The organism is [Rhizobium] kunmingense, from assembly GCF_977018605.1.
Genome location: NZ_CDRNXG010000001.1, coordinates 1,092,501 through 1,111,193 on the forward strand (window position 1 = coordinate 1,092,501; position 18,693 = coordinate 1,111,193).

Annotated in this window: 19 protein-coding genes (1 of these 19 cut by a window edge); 11 read left to right on the forward strand and 8 right to left on the reverse strand. The window is 62.7% G+C overall.

Annotation, left to right across the window (positions count from 1 at the left end):
• The 3 genes from hrpB to AC0JZ4_RS05505 form a co-directional block, all read left to right on the forward strand.
• Positions 1-1,735: the 3' portion of an ATP-dependent helicase HrpB gene (hrpB, locus tag AC0JZ4_RS05495; protein WP_471885413.1), read on the forward strand. The gene continues 746 nt to the left of window position 1, outside the view; 1,735 of the gene's 2,481 nt are visible here — the last part of the coding sequence; its start codon lies off the left edge, out of view; it ends in the stop codon at positions 1,733-1,735.
• 134 nt (positions 1,736-1,869) lie between these two features.
• Positions 1,870-3,189, forward strand: a complete 1,320-nt coding sequence (locus AC0JZ4_RS05500; protein WP_471885414.1) for an ActS/PrrB/RegB family redox-sensitive histidine kinase — start codon at positions 1,870-1,872, stop codon at positions 3,187-3,189.
• Positions 3,190-3,253: 64 nt separating this feature from the next.
• Positions 3,254-3,829, forward strand: coding sequence for an ActR/PrrA/RegA family redox response regulator transcription factor (locus AC0JZ4_RS05505; RefSeq protein ID WP_471885415.1), 576 nt, complete (start codon positions 3,254-3,256; stop codon positions 3,827-3,829).
• A 21-nt stretch (positions 3,830-3,850) separates the two neighbouring features.
• Here AC0JZ4_RS05505 and AC0JZ4_RS05510 read toward each other — a convergent pair whose 3' ends face one another.
• Positions 3,851-4,339 (reverse strand): MmcB family DNA repair protein, encoded by a 489-nt coding sequence (locus tag AC0JZ4_RS05510; protein WP_471885416.1) that lies wholly within the window; start codon positions 4,337-4,339, stop codon positions 3,851-3,853.
• An 87-nt stretch (positions 4,340-4,426) separates the two neighbouring features.
• Positions 4,427-4,549 (reverse strand): hypothetical protein, encoded by a 123-nt coding sequence (locus tag AC0JZ4_RS05515; RefSeq protein ID WP_471885417.1) that lies wholly within the window; start codon positions 4,547-4,549, stop codon positions 4,427-4,429.
• Positions 4,550-4,551: 2 nt separating this feature from the next.
• Here AC0JZ4_RS05515 and AC0JZ4_RS05520 point away from each other — a divergent pair, with 2 nt between their 5' ends.
• On the forward strand, positions 4,552-5,223 hold the full coding sequence (locus AC0JZ4_RS05520) for a L,D-transpeptidase (protein ID WP_471885418.1): 672 nt from the start codon (positions 4,552-4,554) through the stop codon (positions 5,221-5,223).
• Between the two features lie 105 nt (positions 5,224-5,328).
• On the opposite strand, the gene AC0JZ4_RS05525 is transcribed toward AC0JZ4_RS05520, so the two are convergent.
• From AC0JZ4_RS05525 to hslV, 6 genes are all read right to left on the reverse strand, one after another.
• Positions 5,329-7,506, reverse strand: coding sequence for a malate synthase G (locus tag AC0JZ4_RS05525; RefSeq protein WP_471885419.1), 2,178 nt, complete (start codon positions 7,504-7,506; stop codon positions 5,329-5,331).
• Between the two features lie 106 nt (positions 7,507-7,612).
• Positions 7,613-9,622, reverse strand: coding sequence for a hydantoinase/oxoprolinase N-terminal domain-containing protein (locus AC0JZ4_RS05530; RefSeq protein ID WP_471885420.1), 2,010 nt, complete (start codon positions 9,620-9,622; stop codon positions 7,613-7,615).
• 53 nt (positions 9,623-9,675) lie between these two features.
• Entirely contained in the window at positions 9,676-11,103 is a 1,428-nt protein-coding gene (locus AC0JZ4_RS05535; protein WP_471885421.1) for a cytochrome P450, read from the reverse strand.
• 41 nt (positions 11,104-11,144) lie between these two features.
• Positions 11,145-12,080: a DUF1402 family protein gene (locus tag AC0JZ4_RS05540; protein ID WP_471885422.1), complete on the reverse strand. Its 936-nt coding sequence runs from the start codon at positions 12,078-12,080 to the stop codon at positions 11,145-11,147.
• A 199-nt stretch (positions 12,081-12,279) separates the two neighbouring features.
• Positions 12,280-13,587 carry an ATP-dependent protease ATPase subunit HslU gene (hslU, locus tag AC0JZ4_RS05545; protein ID WP_471885423.1) on the reverse strand — a complete coding sequence of 436 codons (1,308 nt, stop codon included), beginning with the start codon at positions 13,585-13,587 and terminating at the stop codon, positions 12,280-12,282.
• 74 nt (positions 13,588-13,661) lie between these two features.
• Positions 13,662-14,189 carry an ATP-dependent protease subunit HslV gene (hslV, locus tag AC0JZ4_RS05550; RefSeq protein ID WP_471885424.1) on the reverse strand — a complete coding sequence of 176 codons (528 nt, stop codon included), beginning with the start codon at positions 14,187-14,189 and terminating at the stop codon, positions 13,662-13,664.
• Positions 14,190-14,420: 231 nt separating this feature from the next.
• Here hslV and hisB point away from each other — a divergent pair, with 231 nt between their 5' ends.
• The 7 genes from hisB to hisF all read left to right on the forward strand — a co-directional run bounded on the left by hisB (position 14,421) and on the right by hisF (position 18,602).
• Positions 14,421-15,029 carry an imidazoleglycerol-phosphate dehydratase HisB gene (gene hisB, locus AC0JZ4_RS05555; protein ID WP_471885425.1) on the forward strand — a complete coding sequence of 203 codons (609 nt, stop codon included), beginning with the start codon at positions 14,421-14,423 and terminating at the stop codon, positions 15,027-15,029.
• A gap of 20 nt (positions 15,030-15,049) precedes the next feature.
• The gene (locus AC0JZ4_RS05560; protein WP_471885426.1) at positions 15,050-15,532 is read left to right on the forward strand and encodes a DUF2628 domain-containing protein; all 483 of its coding nucleotides are present in this window, start codon (positions 15,050-15,052) and stop codon (positions 15,530-15,532) included.
• Positions 15,532-16,182, forward strand: coding sequence for an imidazole glycerol phosphate synthase subunit HisH (hisH, locus tag AC0JZ4_RS05565; protein WP_471885427.1), 651 nt, complete (start codon positions 15,532-15,534; stop codon positions 16,180-16,182). The genes AC0JZ4_RS05560 and hisH overlap by 1 nt, the downstream gene beginning before the upstream one ends.
• Positions 16,183-16,236: 54 nt before the next feature.
• Positions 16,237-16,422 (forward strand): hypothetical protein, encoded by a 186-nt coding sequence (locus tag AC0JZ4_RS05570; RefSeq protein WP_471885428.1) that lies wholly within the window; start codon positions 16,237-16,239, stop codon positions 16,420-16,422.
• Positions 16,419-16,970 carry a hypothetical protein gene (locus AC0JZ4_RS05575; RefSeq protein WP_471885429.1) on the forward strand — a complete coding sequence of 184 codons (552 nt, stop codon included), beginning with the start codon at positions 16,419-16,421 and terminating at the stop codon, positions 16,968-16,970. The genes AC0JZ4_RS05570 and AC0JZ4_RS05575 overlap by 4 nt, the downstream gene beginning before the upstream one ends.
• Positions 16,971-16,978: 8 nt before the next feature.
• Positions 16,979-17,722, forward strand: a complete 744-nt coding sequence (gene hisA / locus AC0JZ4_RS05580) for a 1-(5-phosphoribosyl)-5-[(5-phosphoribosylamino)methylideneamino]imidazole-4-carboxamide isomerase (protein ID WP_471885430.1) — start codon at positions 16,979-16,981, stop codon at positions 17,720-17,722.
• 103 nt (positions 17,723-17,825) lie between these two features.
• Positions 17,826-18,602 (forward strand): imidazole glycerol phosphate synthase subunit HisF, encoded by a 777-nt coding sequence (hisF, locus tag AC0JZ4_RS05585; RefSeq protein ID WP_471885431.1) that lies wholly within the window; start codon positions 17,826-17,828, stop codon positions 18,600-18,602.
• Positions 18,603-18,693 lie beyond the last annotated feature (91 nt).

The following is an 18,693-nucleotide window of genomic DNA, read 5'->3' on the forward strand; positions in this document are numbered from 1 at the left end:
GGAGACGGTGATTGCACCGCTCTATGGCAACCTGTCGCAACAGGAACAGGATCTCGCCATCAGGCCGGCACAGGAGGGCCGGCGCAAGATCGTGCTGTCGACCTCGATCGCCGAGACGTCAATCACCATCGACGGCGTGCGCATCGTCATCGACAGCGGCCTGCAGCGGCTGCCGGTGTTCGAACCGGCCACCGGCATCACCCGGCTGGAAACGGTGCGCGTCTCGCAGGCCTCGGCCGACCAGCGGGCCGGACGTGCGGGGCGAACGGCACCGGGCATCGCGATGCGGCTCTGGCACGCCGGGCAGACGGCGGCCCTGCCAGCCTTTACCCCGCCGCAGATCCTGGCGAGCGATCTTTCCGGACTGGTTCTCGACCTTGCCCATTGGGGGGTGACCGACCCTTCGACGCTCGCCTTTCTCGATCCGCCGCCGGCCGCCGCCTTTGCCGAAGCGAAAGGCCTGTTGCGGCAGCTCGGCGGGCTTGACGAGAGAGGCGCCTTGACGCCGGCGGGACGGCTGATGCGCGATCTGGCGCTGCCTCCCCGGCTCGCGGCCATGGTGCTTCATGCCGATCAGCGCGGGTTGGGGCGTATCGCGGCGGAGCTTGCCGTGCTTTTGACGGAACAGGGGCTGGGCGGCACCGATATCGATCTCGACGAGCGGCTGCGCCGGTTCCGCGCCGATCGCAGCGAGCGCGCGCAGTCGAGCAGGCGGCTTGCAGCGAGAATAGCGGACGGTCTGCCGCACCGGACACGGTCGAGCGATATCGCGACAGCCGGCTCCCTTCTGTTGCATGCCTATCCCGACCGGGTGGCGATGCAGCGCGGCGGGCGCGGGCGCTTCGTCATGGCAAACGGGCGCGGCGCCGAGCTGCAGCAGACGGAAAGGCTTGCGGCCTCAACCATGCTCGTCATCGCAGATCTGACCGGTCGCGCGGCCCAGGCACGAGTGCTGGCCGCAGCAGAGATTTCACGCGGCGAGGTGGAGGCGGAGCTTGGCGACGCGATCGTTTCGACGGAGGAATGCATTCTCGATCCGACCAGCCGCCAGGTGCGCGCCCGGCAGGTGACACGGCTGGGTGCCATCATCTTCGCCGAAAAGCCATTGCCGAGACCGCGCGGCGAGAAGGCAGCACAGGCGCTGGCCGGCGGCTTGCGCCAGTTCGGTCTGCAGGGCCTGCCGTTTTCGAAGGAAGCCCGGCAACTGAAGGAAAGGCTGGGCTTTCTCAATCGGTCGATCGGCGAGCCGTGGCCGGATGTCAGCGACGAAGCGCTGATGGGACGGCTGGACGCATGGTTCGTGCCGTTCCAGGCAGATGCCGCAGGGCTGGATCAGATTTCGGCGGAAAGCCTTTCGGAAGGTCTGCGCTCGCTTGTCCCGCATGCGCTGATGCGCGATCTCGACCGGCTGGCGCCAACGCATTTCGAAGCGCCGACGGGGCAGCGGCATCCGATCCAGTATGACGGCGAGGAGCCGATGCTGACGATCAGGGTTCAGGAACTGTTCGGATCGAGGGTTCACCCGTCGATTGCCGGGGGCCGCTGGCCGCTGCTTCTGGAACTCACCTCGCCGGCGCACCGGCCGATCCAGACGACGCGCGACCTCGTCGGGTTCTGGGCCGGTTCATGGAAGGATGTGCGTGCCGACATGCGCGGGCGCTATCCGAAACATCCATGGCCGGACGATCCGGCGAATGCCGCGCCGACCCACAGGGCAAAGCCGCGCGGCACGTGACCAACTATTGACGAGGGTCAATGCAAGGCCGCTGTAGCGTGACGGAATGTCACGCCGTTTGCATGGCAAATGCAATTTATAGAGACTGCAAAAACCGGGCAAAGAAACTGGACAGAAACGGGAAGCCGAAAGCCATGGTCATGAATGCGGAAACAGCCCTGTCGCGCGATGCGCAATCGGGGCAGTCCAGCCGGAATGTGCGTCTGCAGACGCTGGTGCGCCTGCGCTGGCTGGCGGTCGCCGGCCAGTGCGCCACCGTCCTTGCCATCTGGCTGATCTTCGGGTTTCCCCTGCCGATCGTCGAAGCGATCATCCTGATCGGCGCGCTGGCGCTTGCCAACCTCATCCTGTCCGCCTGGTTTCCGGCCACGCACCGGCTGGGACCGAAATCGGCGGTAGCGCTTCTATCCTTCGATCTTTTGCAGATGGCGGCACTTCTGTTCATCACCGGCGGGCTCGGCAATCCGTTCGCACCCTTGATCTGCGTGCCGGTGATCATCGCGTTCGCCTCGCAGCCGCTGCGGCATTCGCTGCTGCTGCTCTGTTTCGCCCTTCTGTGCACCACGGCGCTCGCCTTCTCCCATTACGATGTTCCCTGGTACGAGGGCCAGCAACTTGCGATCCAGCCCATCCTCGAACTCGGCATGTGGTTCTCGATCGTGTCGATGATGGTGTTCGCCGCCTTCTATGCCTATCGCGTATCCCACGAGGCCAACCTTCTGGCCGATGCGCTGGTGGCGACGGAACTGGTTCTGGAGCGGGAAAAACATCTGTCGCAGCTCGACGGGCTGGCGGCAGCCGCAGCCCATGAGCTCGGCACCCCGCTTGCAACGATCAGCGTCGTTGCCAAGGAGATGGAACGCGAGCTTGGCGAGGACGACCGCTTCCGCGAGGATGTGCAGTTGCTGCGCAGCCAGAGCGAACGCTGCCGCGATATCCTCAGGCGGCTGACATCCATGTCGGCCGAGGGCGACGAACATCTGCGGCGCCTGCCGTTCTCGTCGATGATCGAGGAGGTGATCGCGCCGCACCGGCAGTTCGATATCGATATCCGCCTGATCGAGACGAAGGGCGACGGCCACGAGCCGGTCGGGCAGCGCAATGCCGGCATTCTCTACGGTCTCGGCAACCTGATCGAGAATGCCGTCGACTATGCCAAGACGCAGGTGACGATCACGACCGGCTTCGATGCGCAGCGCGTGACGATCATGATCGAGGACGACGGTCCCGGCTACGCACCCGACATCCTGTCGCGCATCGGCGAGCCCTACATGACGACGCGCGCGAGAGAGAGCAACGAGACCGCCGGCGGCCTCGGCCTCGGCCTGTTCATCGCCAAGACATTGCTGGAGCGTTCGGGCGCCTCGATCCGCTTCAGCAACCGCCAGCCGGGTGAAGCCGGCGCCCGGATCAGAATAGAATGGCCAAGATCGACAATGGATGGTCCAATTTGATCTGGCTCCAATTCGAATTCCTCTGATAGTGTTATGGGGGTCCATCGGCCCCGGAGAATAAGAGATGGAAACGACATTGCTGAACTCCAATCCCACAGACGCGGACTATATCGGTCCCGATGCGTCGCTTCTGCTCGTCGATGACGACGGCCCCTTCCTTCGCCGGCTGGCGCGGGCCATGGAGACGCGCGGCTTCGCCGTCGAGGCCGCCGAGACGGTCGCCGACGGTATCGCCAAGGTTCGCCAGCGGGCGCCGAAATACGCGGTCGTCGATCTGCGGCTGGGCGACGGCAACGGCCTCGACGTGATCGAGACGATCCGCCAGTACCGCCAGGATACGCGCGTCATCGTGCTGACCGGCTACGGCAATATCGCAACCGCGGTGACCGCCGTTAAGCTCGGCGCGGTCGACTATCTGTCCAAGCCCGCCGATGCCGACGATGTGTTCAATGCGCTGACGCAGAAGCCGGGCGAGAAGGCAGACCTGCCGGAAAACCCGATGTCGGCCGACCGCGTGCGGTGGGAGCATATCCAGCGCGTCTACGAAATGTGCGAGCGCAATGTTTCCGAAACGGCACGGCGGCTCAACATGCACCGTCGCACGCTGCAGCGGATTCTGGCAAAGCGGGCGCCGAAATAGGCTCCCGCATCACCGAACGGCTCAAACCTCGTCGAAATTCTTGCCGGTGGACCATTCCGCAAGCATCAGCCGATGGGCGGCCGTCCGGGCAAAATCGAGCATCAGCGCCTTGCGGGTCGCGGGCGCAAGCCTGTGCAGTGGAGCGTCGCGCATCAGATGCGCGCCATAGCCATCCGACAGGATGAGCCCGCAATCTTCCGGGAATATGTCGAGCGGCACGTCCTTGTGCGTGGCGAACAGCAGGCGGTCGCAACAGGCCCGGTACTCCGGCCACTTGCGATCGACGCGAAAATCCTCGATCGAGGTCTTGATCTCGATGATCCAGATTTCGCCCTTGTCGGAGACCGTGATCAGGTCGGCGCGGCGACCGCCCGGCAACACCATTTCCGGCACGATCGCGTGGCGCATGTCGTGCAGCAGGATCTGCGCGCCCTTGCGCACCATCATGGCGCGGCCCGATTGACGCCCGTCGATCAGCGGATTGTCGTTCACGACGTTCAGAATGGTCATTCAAAACTCCCGCAGGCGCCGGCGCCGCCCGCTGTAATTCCCGTCGTCCGTGCCCGCTCGCAATGTTGCAAAAAGGCAATGATTTTTTCAATTCGTTGGCGGGTCTCCCGCACTGCGATAACGCGCCTTGCCAAGTGCAATCGAATGGAAAATAACCATTTCCAAGGGCGCTTCGACGCCCGCTTCAATCATTCGTTCATCAAGAGACATCCATGCGCTTCCGCACAAGCATGCTCGCACTCGGCCTTCTGGCAACTGCTGCCCTGGCCGGCTGCTCGACAACGTCCGAAACGGCAAGGTCCGATGCACCCGTCCGCGTCGAAACGGCCCAGATCTTCACCGACGGCTACGGCTCGGTGACCGATGCAGGTTACACCCTGCCGGCGATCCCGATCAACCGCGTCGACAAGAAGTATGTGCGCCAGATCGTCAATTACGAGACGGCGGAAAAGCCGGGTACGGTGATCGTCAACACGCGCGAGCGCTTCCTGTATTACATCATGCCGGGCGGCCGTGCGATGCGCTACGGTATCGGCGTCGGCAAGCAGGGCTTCGCATGGTCGGGCACGGCTTATGTCGCCTGGAAGCAGGAATGGCCGATGTGGCACCCGCCGAAGGAAATGGCGGCGCGCCGTCCCGAAATCGCCCGTTACGTCGAAGGCGGCATGGGCCCGGGCCTCAACAACCCACTCGGCGCCCGTGCCATGTATCTGTTCAACGAAAAGGGCCAGGATACGCTGTTCCGCCTGCACGGCACGCCGGAATGGGCCTCGATCGGCACCGCCGCCTCGTCGGGCTGCATCCGCCTGATGAACCAGGACGTCATCGACCTCTACAGCCGCGTCCGTCCGGGCCGCAGCACCAAGGTCGTCGTGATCCAGTAAGCCGGATACGCTTTCACAAGAAAAGCCGCCGAGGATTTTTCCCGGCGGCTTTTTTATTGGCGGCGATGGGAGCAAGACCCGCAAGCGGGCCGTGCTCGGTAATCGTCAGGCCTTCGCCTTCAGCTCCAGCCGGCGGCGATGCAGCACCGGCTCGGTATAGCCGTTCGGCTGTTCACGCCCCTTCAGCACCAGATCGAGCGCCGCCTGGAAGGCGATCGAGCCGTCGAAATCCTCAGCCATCGGCACATAGAGCGGGTCACCGGCATTCTGACCGTCGACGATCTTGGCCATGCGCTTCATCGTCTCGACGATCTGGTCCTGCGTGACCACCTTGTGGTGCAGCCAGTTGGCCATGTGCTGGGCCGAGATGCGCAGCGTCGCACGGTCTTCCATCAACCCGACATTGTTGATGTCCGGCACCTTGGAGCAGCCGACGCCCTGGTCGATCCAGCGCACGACATAGCCAAGAATACCCTGTGCGTTGTTGTCGAGCTCACGGCTTATTTCCTCCGGCGTCCAGTTCGGGCGCGGCGCGACCGGCACGGACAGGATGTCGGAGAGTTTTGCGCGGGCGCGGCTCTTGAGGCTCTTCTGCACCGCCGCCACATCGACCGTGTGATAGTGGGTGGCATGCAGGGTCGCCGCCGTCGGTGACGGAACCCAGGCTGTGTTGGCGCCGGCCTTCGGGTGGCCGATCTTCTGTTCCAGCATCGCTGCCATCAGGTCGGGCATGGCCCACATGCCCTTGCCGATCTGCGCATGGCCGGACAAGCCGCATTCGAGGCCGATATCGACATTCCAGTTCTCATAGGCCGCAATCCACGCCGCCTGCTTCATGTCGCCCTTGCGGATCATCGGCCCGGCTTCCATCGAGGTATGGATCTCGTCGCCGGTGCGGTCGAGGAAGCCGGTATTGATGAAGACGACGCGATCCTTTGCGGACCGGATCGCCTCCTTCAGGTTGACCGTCGTGCGGCGCTCCTCGTCCATGATGCCCATCTTCATGGCGTTCTCGGCCAAGCCGAGAACCTTCTCGACGCGCGAAAAGATTTCGGCGGCGAAAGCCACTTCTTCCGGTCCATGCATCTTCGGCTTGACCACATACATGGAGCCGAGACGCGAGTTTTTACGGCGACCTTCCGCGCCGCCCGGCCGGCCGATATCGTGGATGGCGATCAGCGCCGTCACCATCGCATCCATGATGCCTTCCGGCACCTCGTTTCCGTCGCGATCGAGGATCGCCGGGTTGGTCATCAGATGACCGACATTGCGCACCAGCATCAGCGAACGGCATTTAAGCTCGAAGGTGGAGCCGTCCGGCGCCGTGTAATCCAGGTCCGGATTGAGCTTGCGGGTAAAGGTCTTAGCCCCCTTCGACACCTCTTCCGTCAGGTCGCCCTTCATCAGGCCCAGCCAGTTGCGATAGACGACGACCTTGTCGTCCGCATCGACGGCGGCGACCGAATCCTCGCAGTCCATGATCGTGGTGATCGCCGATTCGACCCAGACATCCGAAATATGCGCCGGATCATCCTTGCCGATCGCCGTCGTCGCGTCGATCAGGATCTCGACATGCAGATTGTTCTTCTTCAACAGGATCTGCGTCGGCGCGGACACCGCCCCCAGATAGCCGGCAAACTGCGACGGATCGGTCAGTCCCGTCAGCTGCCCGTCGGCCAGCGTCACGAACAGCGCCTCGTCTTCAACCTTGAAGGATACGGCATCCGTCCAGCCGGCGCCGGAAAGCGGAGCAGAGCGATCGAGGAAATCACGCGCCCAGGCGATGACTTTCGCGCCGCGGACCGGATTATAGCCCTTGCCCTTCTCAGCGCCGTCAGCCTCGGAGATTGCATCGGTGCCGTAGAGCGCATCGTAGAGCGAACCCCAGCGGGCATTGGCGGCATTCAGTGCATAACGTGCATTCATCACCGGCACGACGAGCTGAGGACCCGCGATCTGCGCGATCTCCGGATCGACATTCTCGGTCGAGACGGCAAAGTCCGGCCCCTCCGGCAGAAGATAGCCGATCTCGCGCAGGAAGGTTTCGTAGGCGGCAAGATCGCTCGGCGCGCCGTTCTGCCTGTACCAGTCGTCGAGCTTTGCCTGGAAGGCATCGCGTTTGTCCAGGAGGGCGCGGTTCTTCGGCGCAAGGTCATGAACGATCGCCGAGAAACCGGCGAAGAAATGATCCTCATCCACGCCGGTGCCCGGCAAGGCTTCCTCTACCAGAAAGCGGTGAAGTTTCTCGTCGATCTGCAGGCCGGCAATATCCTTGCGTCGCATGCGGTTCCTCCCTCGAGTATGCATTTTGTCTTTGTCCACTTTGCCCGCGACATGACGGGTGTCAATGCAGCGAAAGCCCAAGGCGGTTCGGAAAAGGCGGTTCGGATCAGCCTTGTCCGCGCGTCATCCGCGGTCTGCCTGTCGCAGTCGCCACGATACGCGCCTCGACCAGTTTCCGCGTGCCCTCCACTTCGGCAGAGGCGATATCCGTCTCGACCGATATCAGGATATCGTCGGCTCCCTCGTTCCGCGCGCGCTCGCGCGCCACAGCCTGCGCCCTTTGCCGCGCGGTTTCGAGCGCCGCGGCCTCGCCGATCACCGACAGCGTCTCGCCGGCGCCGGCAACGGTATAGATCCCCTCTTCCGGCGAGGTAACCGAGACCGCGACGACGATCCTGATCTGGCCGACCACGGCGCCGATCGCGTTGGCGACATCGGCATCCGCCGGAATGATGCATTCGGCCCCCAGCATGGCGGCGATCGCCGGATAATAGGCGGGAGCCGACGCGCCGAGACCGACGAGCGGGCGATCGAGTGCCAGCGAGAACCGTGCGATCCCCGGCATGCGCCGAAGCGCCCGATCGACGACTTTCGAGACCGCCGGGTCGATCGCGTCACTGCCGTCTTCCGCCAGGCAGGCGGACAGCACCACTTCCGAGGATTGCCGCGTCAGCCGGGTAACGATCATCTCAGCAAGCTCTTCCGGCGAGGAGGCGATCTGCCGCCCTGCCCCGCTTTTCCTGCGCACCGCGATCTGCAGCCCGATCCGGGCGGCATCGCCGTTCCACTGGTCTTGCCGGCCCAGAACATGCAGCGCATCGGAGGGCGTGACACCGCTCAGATGCACCAGTCCGCGGGCAACCAGCCTGTCCAGCACGGACCTCTGCGAATTCATCGTCAGCAGCGCATTCAGCGCGACAGGTACGCTGCCGATTCTTTCAAGCAGCGCCTTTTCCTGCGGCTGCAGCCCGTTGTCCTCCGGCTCGCCGGCCATGATCCGCACGGCAAAACGGCCGTCATGCCGTCCCGCATGGGCACTGCGCATTTGCAAGTCGAGGACGGACAGCACGGCCTCCCCGTGTATCGCGGCCAGCAGGCTGAGCGGCAGCAGCCGGCGCGGGCCGAGCGTGATCTTCGCATCCAGTCCGCGGTCATCGACATGCACCTCGGAATCGCCGCCAAGTCCGAAGGTGCGCAGCGCCACCGCCTCGACCATCGTGTCATGCCCGCCCACATGAGCGCCGTCCGGTGCGAGCCTTGGGCGGCCGTTCTCGAGCACCGCGACATCCGTCGTCGTGCCGCCGATATCGGAAATGACAGCCGCATCCAGTCCGGTCAGATAACAGGCGCCGACAAGGCTTGCGGCCGGACCGGAGAGGATCGTCTCGATCGGCCGAAGCCGCGCCTCAACCGCCGACATCAGCGCCCCGTCGCCGCGCACGACCATGACCGGCGCATCGATACCCGCGCTTGCAAGAAAGGCCTCGGTCGAGCCGATCAGCCGGTCGATGATGGACACGAGACGGGCGTTCAGAAGCGTCGTCAGCGCACGCCGCGGGCCGCCGAGCCGGGACGACAGTTCATGGCTGCAGGTGACCGGCTTGTCGGTCAGTTGGCGAATGCGATCGCGCACGCGTATTTCATGATCCGGATTCCGCACAGCGAAATAGCCGGCGACGGCGAAGGATGAGACGGTGGGGCCAAGCCCCGGCAGGGCTTCTTCCAGCGCCGTTATGTCGAGCGGCGTTTCGTTGCCGTGAACATCATGGCCGCCGGGCAGGAAGATCACCGGATCGGTCCCAAGCGCCTCCGACAATCCGCCCCGCGCAACGTCGTCCGGGGCAAAGCCGATCATCACCAGCGCAGCCCTTTGCCCCTGCCCTTCCACAAGCGCATTGGTGGCAAGCGTGGTCGACAGGGATACCATGGCTATGTCGGTCGCCTCGGCGTCACTTTTTCCAAGCGCGGCCTGCACGGCACCGGCAATGCCTTGCGACAGATCATGACGGGTGGTCAGCGATTTTGCCTTGGCGATAACGCCTTCGCCCTCGCGAAAGAGAACTGCATCCGTGTAGGTGCCGCCCGTATCGATGCCGAGAAGAAGAGGTGAGACCACGCGACAGTTCCCGAATGCTGATACAGCAATCAATAGCGCATGGCCTGCCGCATTCAATCGCCGATTGGAGACACATTCTGCCGGAGGCTCACCCGCATCGGCATGCCGTCGCGCGGCTGGGTGGTCAGTTTCTGCACCGGCCAGACCTGCGTTCCCGGCACCACATCGAACCGATAGCGCCGCATCAGTGTGGCAAGCGCAATCACCGCTTCCTGCATGGCAAAGGTCGCGCCGATACAGGTGCGCGGCCCGGCACCGAAGGGCAGATACTGGAAACGGCCGATCCTGCCGCGATTTTCAGGCAGGAACCGCTCCGGCATGAAGGCGCGTGGCTTTTCCCAATACAGTTCGTGGCGATGCAGGGTCCAGGGCATGACGAGAATGGTGACGCCCGCCTCGATTTCGATCGTCTCGCCGGTCGGGCTCGTCCACCTGTCATCGGCGATCGCCGCACGGTTCAAGGAAGGGGCCGGCGGGTAAAGCCGCAAAGCCTCCTCGAACGCGGCACGCACCCAGGGCATCAGCTCCAGCCATTCGACCGGCTCGGCGCCGGTTGCCAGAACCCTGTCGATCTCCGCTTCCATCGCCTCGCGCACATGGGGCGACTGGGCAACACAATAGAGCGTCCAGGCCAGCGCGCGCGCCGTCGTCTCGTGCCCGGCGCCAATGAATGTCAGGATATTGTCCTCGATTTCCTCCAGCGTCAGCCCCGACGGGCCCTCAAGCTGCAAAAGCAGGGTGAGGAAATCCTGCGGCACGTCATGGGGCGTCTCGCGCATCCGCTTCTGCCGCAGCTGCATGGTTTCGGAGACGATGCTGCGGAATTTGTCCAGCACCTTGCGGCCGCCGATGCGCGTCAGACGCGGCACCCATTGCGGTGCGCGCAGAAGGTCCATCGGGTCGACACGGCCCATCCGGTGCAACAGATTGTCGACGTCATCGGAAAAACTCTGGCTCTTGGTGACGATCTGACCCGAGAAAAGGGTTTCCGACAGCATCGAATAGGCCAGCTCCGTCATGTCGACGGAAATGTCGTGGATCGTACCGCCGGAGCCGTCTTTGCCCACCGGGGCATATTTCTGCACATATTCCTCGGACTTCGCCAGCATCTGTCCGGCAAAGCCGCGCGCGTGGCGCGGCGTGAAGACCGGCGCCATCGCCTTGCGCGAGCGCTTCCATACGGGACCTTCCGCCGTCAGCAATCCGTCGCGCAGGATGGGCCGCAGGATCAGCTGGCGGATTTCCGACATTTCGTAATTCGCCGCGTTGTCGACGAGGACATGGCGGATCAGGCCCGGATCGTTGACGATGATGGTCCTCTCCTTGAAGAACCGCGTCTTGATCCAGGGCAATGTGTAGGATGGCACGCCCCAGAGCTCCAGGGGGTTGCGCATGACGGTGCGGATCACTTCGAGCCGTGACGGTATGCCGGTGCGCGGCATCGGCGCGGGCGGTACAAAGGGGTCCGGGCGGGTATCCATGAACCCTCCTCTTCAATTCCTGATCTTGACGATATCAGGCCTCAGAGCAGCGATTTCAACTCCGCGATCCGGTCATTGACCAGCCAGCCGTAATAGTTTTCCTGCGGCAGGCCACCACGGGACTTGAGCGCTGCGGCACGCTGGGCCGAACCACCGGTGTTATAGAGCGTCGCCGTGATGCCGGGGTTGTTGGAAATATCGACATCGGCGATCTGCTTGTAGTCATCGATCGAGCGGCGAATATTTGCGGCCATATAGGCCAGCGACTTGTCCGGGTCCATGATCGCGTCATAGACGTCCGCGGCCTTGTTCTCGTCGAGCTTCGGATAACCGGACGAGCGCGCCACGGCATCGGAAAACATCAGTGCCGTCAAGGGATTGATCTGGCCGAGACCGAAAGTCTGGCCGGCATAGAAGGGCTGAAAGAAGACCGCGCTGAAACGGTTGTCGGGAAAGGCCTTGCCATCGACCCGGCGGCCGCGAAAGCTCTTTTCCCAGACATTTTCGCGGCAGGTCCACAGGCTGTAGCTGTCTTTCCTTGCATCGCAGGCGGAAAGCTGCGGCCGTTCGAGGAACGCCTCGATACTTTCGCCATCATAGGCGAAGCGGAAGGCGTTGCCGGCATAGGACGCGGCCTTGATGTAATAGCTCTGCAGCCGGTCATAGGCGTCGACATTATAGGTATGCTCGCCGACGATCGCGCCGACCATATGGATCGGATCGATGCCATAGGCGGAGGCCGTCGACTTGATCTTGCCGATCAGCGTCCTGTCGGTGGCCAGCAGGTCGCGGATCTTGTCATATTTCTCGTCGAAGCTCGTCTTGCCGGCACGGGTGCGGCGCACGGATGCACCCGGCACGTTCGGCTGCACGGCATTGCGATTGCCTTCCGGAACGACGGTCATGGCCATGACCGGCTGGGAAGACGAAACCGCCCAGGCGGCGGTGAGGAGCAATGCGAGCAGATGACGTTTCAATGTTATTCCGTGTCCCAGCGTTGGTCTTCGCCAGTTCCGGCTCCAGACACCACGACGCATGGTCACGCCGTCCGGGCCTTCGCGAAAGCGCGTCACCCATACGGTAATAGAGGCCGCAATGTCGAGACAAGGGCATTCAAAATAGCGTCAGGACAAGGAGAAGTGGCAGCCGGACGTTGCCCGGCTGCCACGTTATCGATCAGAGAATGTAACGCGACAGGTCGGTATCGGCCGCCAGATCGCCCACATGCTTGCGCACATATTCGGCATCGATCTTCACCGAAGTACCGCCCTGATCCGGCGCCGTGAACGAGATTTCGTCCAGCACCCGCTCCATCACCGTCTGCAGGCGGCGGGCACCGATATTCTCCACCGAGGAGTTCAGGTGAACGGCGACGTCCGCCAGGGCATCGATCGCATCATCGGTAAATTCCAGCGACAGATCTTCCGTCCCCATCAGCGCCTTGTACTGGCGGATGAGGCTCGCTTCGGTTTCCGTCAGGATGCGGCGGAAGTCTTCCTTGGTCAGCGGTCGCAGCTCGACGCGGATCGGCAGGCGGCCCTGAAGTTCCGGTAGAAGATCCGAGGGCTTGGCCACATGGAAGGCACCCGATGCGATAAACAGGATATGGTCCGTCTTCACCGGTCCATATTTGGTCGAAACCGTCGTGCCTTCGACGAGCGGCAGCAGGTCGCGCTGCACGCCTTCACGTGAAACACCGGCACCCATGCCGCCGTCACGCGCCGCGATCTTGTCGATCTCATCGAGGAAGACGATCCCATCGTTTTCGACCGAACGCACGGCCTCGCGCTGAATGACCTCATTGTCGATCAGCTTGTCGGATTCGTCGCGGATCAGCTCGCCATAGGACTTGGACACCGTGGTGCGCACCTTCTTGGTACGCCCGCCCATGGCCTTGCCGAACATTTCCGACAGGTTCAAGACGCCGATATTGGCGCCCGGCATGCCTGGAATATCGAAGCCGGGCATGCCCGACCCGCTATCGGCCACCTCGACTTCGATTTCCTTGTCGTCCAGCTCGCCGGCGCGCAGCTTCTTGCGGAAACTTTCGCGGGTGGCGGGCGACGCGGTGGAACCGACCAGCGCATCGAGCACCCGTTCCTCGGCACTCTGGTGTGCCTTGGCCTGCACTTCCGAGCGCTTCTTTTCACGCACGAGGCCGATACCGACCTCGACGAGGTCGCGGATGATCTGCTCGACATCGCGGCCGACATAGCCGACCTCGGTGAACTTGGTGGCTTCGACCTTGATGAAGGGGGCGCCGGCAAGCTTGGCGAGACGGCGGGAGATTTCCGTCTTGCCGACGCCGGTCGGGCCGATCATCAGGATGTTCTTCGGCATCACTTCGTCACGCAGGCTCTCGTCGAGCTGGTGGCGGCGCCAGCGGTTGCGCAGCGCGATAGCCACGGCGCGCTTGGCATCGTGCTGGCCAATGATATGCCGATCGAGTTCGGAAACGATTTCGCGGGGAGAAAAATTGGTCATGTGATCCTCTCGGCTTTCCCGTTGCGGCCGGCCATGGCGGCCCGGCCCGCGGGACCCTTTTGGGAATGGGATGGTTATTCGGCGTCGAGGGTTTCGACGACGAGATTGTGGTTGGTATAGACACAGATGTCGGCTGCGATATCGAGCGCCTTGCGGGCGACGTCATCGGCGGATTTTTCCGAATCCATCATCGCACGGGCTGCGGCAAAGGCGTAATTGCCGCCGGAGCCGATGGCGATCGTACCGTGTTCCGGCTCCAGCACATCACCATTGCCGGTGATCGCGAGCGTCGTCGTCTTGTCGGCGACCAGCATCATCGCTTCGAGATTGCGCAGATACTTGTCGGTGCGCCAGTCCTTGGCAAGTTCGACTGCGGCGCGCATCAGCTGGCCGGGATATTGTTCGAGCTTCTTTTCAAGCCGGTCGAGCAGGGTGAAGGCATCCGCCGTGGCGCCGGCGAAACCGGCGATCACATCGCCACCCTTGCCGATGCGGCGCACCTTGCGCGCATTGCCCTTCATCACCGTCTGGCCAAGGCTCACCTGGCCATCGCCGGCCATCACCACCTTGCCACCCTTGCGGACCGTAATAATCGTCGTCATCAAGACACCCTGTCTGCCCCTTTAAAAAAGCGGGCCCTCTAACTTCAGGAAATCCCGCCAAACCACGCTGGCTTTGCCGGGACCGTGTTGACACCTATGTAAGTGGCAAACAGACGAATGCAATCGGCCCGTCCGCTATCGACGCAGTGTCCGCAACGGCCCGTGCTTTTGCTGGATATTTCACTGTCCGGCTGATATGGAGCGGCCAAGAAAAGCATGGAGCAGAGCCTGATGGGCGAAACAGCCGCCGCACGCGTGGGAAGCATCTCCCGCAAGACCAACGAGACCTCCGTCTCCGTTACCGTCAATCTGGACGGCACCGGCGCGGCCAAGATTTCGACGGGCGTCGGCTTCTTCGACCATATGCTCGACCAGCTGGCGCGACATTCGCTGATCGACATGGAGATCGACGTCAAGGGCGACCTGCATATCGACGACCACCACACGGTGGAAGACACCGGCATCGCAATCGGCCAGGCGATTTCCAGAGCGCTCGGCGACCGGCGCGGGATCACCCGTTACGCCTCGCTCGATCTCGCCATGGACGAGACGATGACCAAGGCGGCAGTCGACGTTTCCGGCCGTCCGTTCCTCGTCTGGAACGTCGCGTTCTCGGCGCCGAAGATCGGCACGTTCGACACCGAACTGGTGCGCGAATTCTTCCAGGCCTTAGCGCAAAATGCGGGGATTACCCTGCATATCCTCAACCATTACGGCGCCAACAACCATCATATCGCCGAGACTTGCTTCAAATCCGTGGCGCGCGTGCTTCGCACCGCCGTCGAAATCGATCCGCGGCAGGCCAATCGCGTCCCTTCGACCAAGGGAACGCTTGCCTGACCGTTTCCGGGAGTTGATCCTTGAGAAGCTATCTCGTCTTCACACCACCGGGCGGTGCCGAAAAGGACCACCGCTCCACCCTCGTCCTGCCCGACGGGTTTTCCTGGACGGCGTTGCTGTTTCCTTGGGTCTGGCTTGCATGGCACAGGCTCTGGCTTGCGGCCGTCCTCGTCTTTGCGGTGCAGATCGCAAGCGGCATGCTCATCGACAGGCCCGGTCTCTGGCTTGCCGGCACATTGCTCGGTTTCGCCGTCAGTCTGCTCGTCGGCTTCGAAGGCCGCAATTACCGCGGCAATGCCCTCATCCGCCGCGGCTGGACACTGGAAACCGTCATTCCGGCCCACGATCTGAACACGGCGGAAGCGATCTATTTTTCCGGGCTGCCTCAGCCTGAAACACAGCCCATGCCCGCTTCGGCGGACTGGGCCAAGAACAAGACACAGCCGGCCGCAACGGGCTGGCAGGGTCCGGCACTCGGGCTCTTCGACCACGGAGGACGCTGATGCGCGTCGCAATCATCGACTACGGATCGGGCAATCTCCGCTCCGCCACCAATGCTTTCGAACGTGCCGCCCGCGAGGCAGGCATCGACGCCACGATCGAGCTGACCGACAGTCCGGATGCCGTTGCATCGGCCGACCGCGTCGTGCTGCCGGGCGTCGGCGCCTATGCGGATTGCCGCGCCGGCCTTGCCTCCGTCTCCGGCATGCATGAAGCATTGATCGAGACGATCGAAAAGAAAGCCCGCCCCTTCCTCGGCATCTGCGTCGGCATGCAGCTGATGTCCTCGCGCGGGCTGGAAAAGACCACGACGGCAGGTCTCGGCTGGATCGGCGGCGACGTCATCGAAATGACGCCATCCGACCCGACGCTGAAGATCCCGCAGATCGGCTGGAACACGCTGACCCTCAACAGCCCTCACCCGCTGTTTGACGGCATCAAGACGGGACCGGACGGGCTGCATGCCTATTTCGTCCATTCCTACCATCTGGCAGCCGCCAATCCGACCGAGGTGATCGCCACGACCGATTACGGCGGCGCGATGACCGCCTTTGTCGGCCGCGACAACATGGCCGGCGCCCAGTTCCATCCGGAAAAGAGCCAAAAACTCGGCCTCGCCCTGATTTCCAACTTCCTGCGCTGGAAGCCGTAGCCATTTCCAAAGCGCGGAATCCCTATTATATTTGCGAGGCACAAGGAGGCATCTATGACCAAGGCGCCTAAAATCGCAAAATCCGGATTGATTTCCTATACGCTGAAGCGCTCCAGGCCAGGCCAGTCGGTGATCTCCGATGTTGTCCTTCCGGACGGACGGATCATCCGTCGCGTCGACGAGAGCCTGCACCGCAAGGCGCTTGTCAATGCGGCGAAGGCCTACAAGGAAAAGGCATGACCTCTTCCGAACAGCGAGAGGAACCTGACGAAGCGGTCACCCAACGCGACTACAATCGCGTGCTCGAATACTACATTGATGACGACGGCAACGGCGACATCGATCTTGTCGGATTGATCGCCTACTCACTCTACAAGCGCCAGAAGCGGGACTGGATCATCAAGCACAGGGCGCAAAATGACGGGCGTAAACCAACAGGCAGCGAAATTGCCGCCGTTACGACCAGCTACCTTACCGAAGACGTCAGGAATACTCTGCGCGCTCGCGCATCCGATTTGTTGAGCGGCTATGCGGATACCTATGTCCAAGCGCTTGAGCCGACGATCAAGATCGGCGCTCTGAATAGCGAGATGCTGAGACAAGCGAGAGATATTGAGAATTCGATCAAGAACCAATCGAATTTCTGGTCTCAAGTCGGAACCGGTCTAGTTGCAACTGTCATATGGACACTTCTCGTCACTGGACTTGTTCTGACGGCCTCGCTATTCGGCTCCGACATCATAGATGCGGCAGGCATCTTCAACACATCACCCGCCCCCACGAATTGAATAGAATTATGATCCTCTTCCCAGCTATCGACCTGAAAGACGGCCAGTGCGTTCGCCTCAAGCTTGGCGACATGGAGCAGGCCACCGTCTATAATCCCGACCCCGGCGCCCAGGCGAAAGCCTTTGAGGACCAGGGTTTCGAGTGGCTGCATGTCGTGGATCTCAACGGCGCATTCGCCGGCGAGAGCGTCAATGGCGCGGCCGTCGATGCCATCCTAAAGGCGACGAAGAACCCGGTGCAGCTCGGCGGCGGCATTCGCACGCTCGATCATATCGAGACCTGGCTTTCGCGAGGGCTTTCCCGCGTCATCCTCGGCACCGTTGCGGTTCGCGATCCGGCGCTCGTCATCGAGGCCTGCAAGAAATTTCCGGGCAAGGTCGCCGTCGGCATCGATGCCAAGGGCGGCAAGGTTGCAGTCGAGGGTTGGGCTGAAGCCTCCGAACTCGGCGTGATCGAGCTGGCGAAGAAATTCGAGGGCGCCGGTGTCTCGGCGATCATCTATACCGATATCGATCGCGACGGCATTCTCGCCGGCATCAACTGGGCCTCGACGCTGGAACTGGCGGATGCCGTCTCCATCCCGGTTATTGCATCCGGCGGCCTCGCCTCGCTCGAGGACATCCGCCGCATGCTCGAACCCGATGCCGCCCGTCTCGAAGGCGCCATCTCCGGCCGGGCTCTTTATGATGGTCGTATCGACCCGTCCGAGGCGCTGGCGCTCATCCGTGCCGCGAAGGGCAAGACCGCATGACTCTCAAAGCCCGCGTCATCCCCCGCCTCGACGTCAAGGACGGCCCGCGCTGCCCGCAGCCGCACAGCGGCGAGGACAGGCAAACTAAAATGGAGGCCGTCCGATGACCCTCAAAGCTCGCGTCATTCCCTGTCTCGACGTCAAGGACGGCCGCGTCGTCAAGGGCGTCAACTTCGTCGACTTGATCGATGCCGGCGATCCGGTGGAGGCCGCCAAGGCCTATGATGCCGCCGGTGCCGACGAACTCTGCTTCCTCGACATCACCGCCTCGTCCGACAATCGAGACACGATTTTCGACGTCGTCGCCCGCACCGCCGAGCATTGCTTCATGCCGGTCACCGTCGGCGGCGGCGTGCGTCAGGTCGGCGACATCCGCAAGCTGCTGCTGGCCGGTGCCGACAAGGTCTCGATCAATTCGGCCGCCGTCAACAACCCGGATTTCGTCGCCGAAGCCGCCGACAAGTTCGGCAACCAGTGCATCGTCGTGTCGATCGACGCCAAGAAAGTGTCCGCCACCGGCGAGACCGACCGTTGGGAAATCTTCACCCATGGCGGGCGCAACGCCACCGGCATCGATGCGGTCGAATTCGCCCGCAGAATGGTCGAGCGCGGTGCCGGCGAACTGTTGGTCACATCGATGGATCGCGACGGCACCAAGATCGGATACGATCTGGAATTGACGCGCACCATTGCCGACAGCGTTCGGGTGCCCGTCATCGCGTCCGGAGGCGTCGGCAATCTCGACGATCTTGTCGCCGGGGTGAAGGAGGGCCATGCGACAGCGGTGCTTGCCGCGTCGATTTTCCACTTCGGCACCTATTCGATCGGCGAGGCGAAGCGTTATATGGCGGAGCATGGCATCGCCATGCGGCTCGACTAGAGCGTGTCGCTCGAAAGTGGTTGCCGGTTTCGAGCTAAAGACACGCGCAAAAATAAAAGGCTAAAGCGTGCAGAGCGAATCTGAAAATCGC

Excerpts from the sequence above, each read along its gene's own strand:
- AC0JZ4_RS05500 (WP_471885414.1), top strand. The coding sequence starts at position 1,870 with ATGGTCATGAATGCGGAAACAGCCCTGTCGCGCGATGCGCAATCGGGG.
- AC0JZ4_RS05505 (WP_471885415.1), top strand. The coding sequence starts at position 3,254 with ATGGAAACGACATTGCTGAACTCCAATCCCACAGACGCGGACTATATC.
- AC0JZ4_RS05510 (WP_471885416.1), bottom strand. The coding sequence starts at position 4,339 with ATGACCATTCTGAACGTCGTGAACGACAATCCGCTGATCGACGGGCGT.
- AC0JZ4_RS05515 (WP_471885417.1), bottom strand. The coding sequence starts at position 4,549 with ATGTCTCTTGATGAACGAATGATTGAAGCGGGCGTCGAAGCGCCCTTG.
- AC0JZ4_RS05520 (WP_471885418.1), top strand. The coding sequence starts at position 4,552 with ATGCGCTTCCGCACAAGCATGCTCGCACTCGGCCTTCTGGCAACTGCT.
- AC0JZ4_RS05525 (WP_471885419.1), bottom strand. The coding sequence starts at position 7,506 with ATGCGACGCAAGGATATTGCCGGCCTGCAGATCGACGAGAAACTTCAC.
- AC0JZ4_RS05535 (WP_471885421.1), bottom strand. The coding sequence starts at position 11,103 with ATGGATACCCGCCCGGACCCCTTTGTACCGCCCGCGCCGATGCCGCGC.
- hslU (WP_471885423.1), bottom strand. The coding sequence starts at position 13,587 with ATGACCAATTTTTCTCCCCGCGAAATCGTTTCCGAACTCGATCGGCAT.
- hslV (WP_471885424.1), bottom strand. The coding sequence starts at position 14,189 with ATGACGACGATTATTACGGTCCGCAAGGGTGGCAAGGTGGTGATGGCC.
- hisB (WP_471885425.1), top strand. The coding sequence starts at position 14,421 with ATGGGCGAAACAGCCGCCGCACGCGTGGGAAGCATCTCCCGCAAGACC.
- hisH (WP_471885427.1), top strand. The coding sequence starts at position 15,532 with ATGCGCGTCGCAATCATCGACTACGGATCGGGCAATCTCCGCTCCGCC.
- AC0JZ4_RS05570 (WP_471885428.1), top strand. The coding sequence starts at position 16,237 with ATGACCAAGGCGCCTAAAATCGCAAAATCCGGATTGATTTCCTATACG.
- AC0JZ4_RS05575 (WP_471885429.1), top strand. The coding sequence starts at position 16,419 with ATGACCTCTTCCGAACAGCGAGAGGAACCTGACGAAGCGGTCACCCAA.
- hisA (WP_471885430.1), top strand. The coding sequence starts at position 16,979 with ATGATCCTCTTCCCAGCTATCGACCTGAAAGACGGCCAGTGCGTTCGC.
- hisF (WP_471885431.1), top strand. The coding sequence starts at position 17,826 with ATGACCCTCAAAGCTCGCGTCATTCCCTGTCTCGACGTCAAGGACGGC.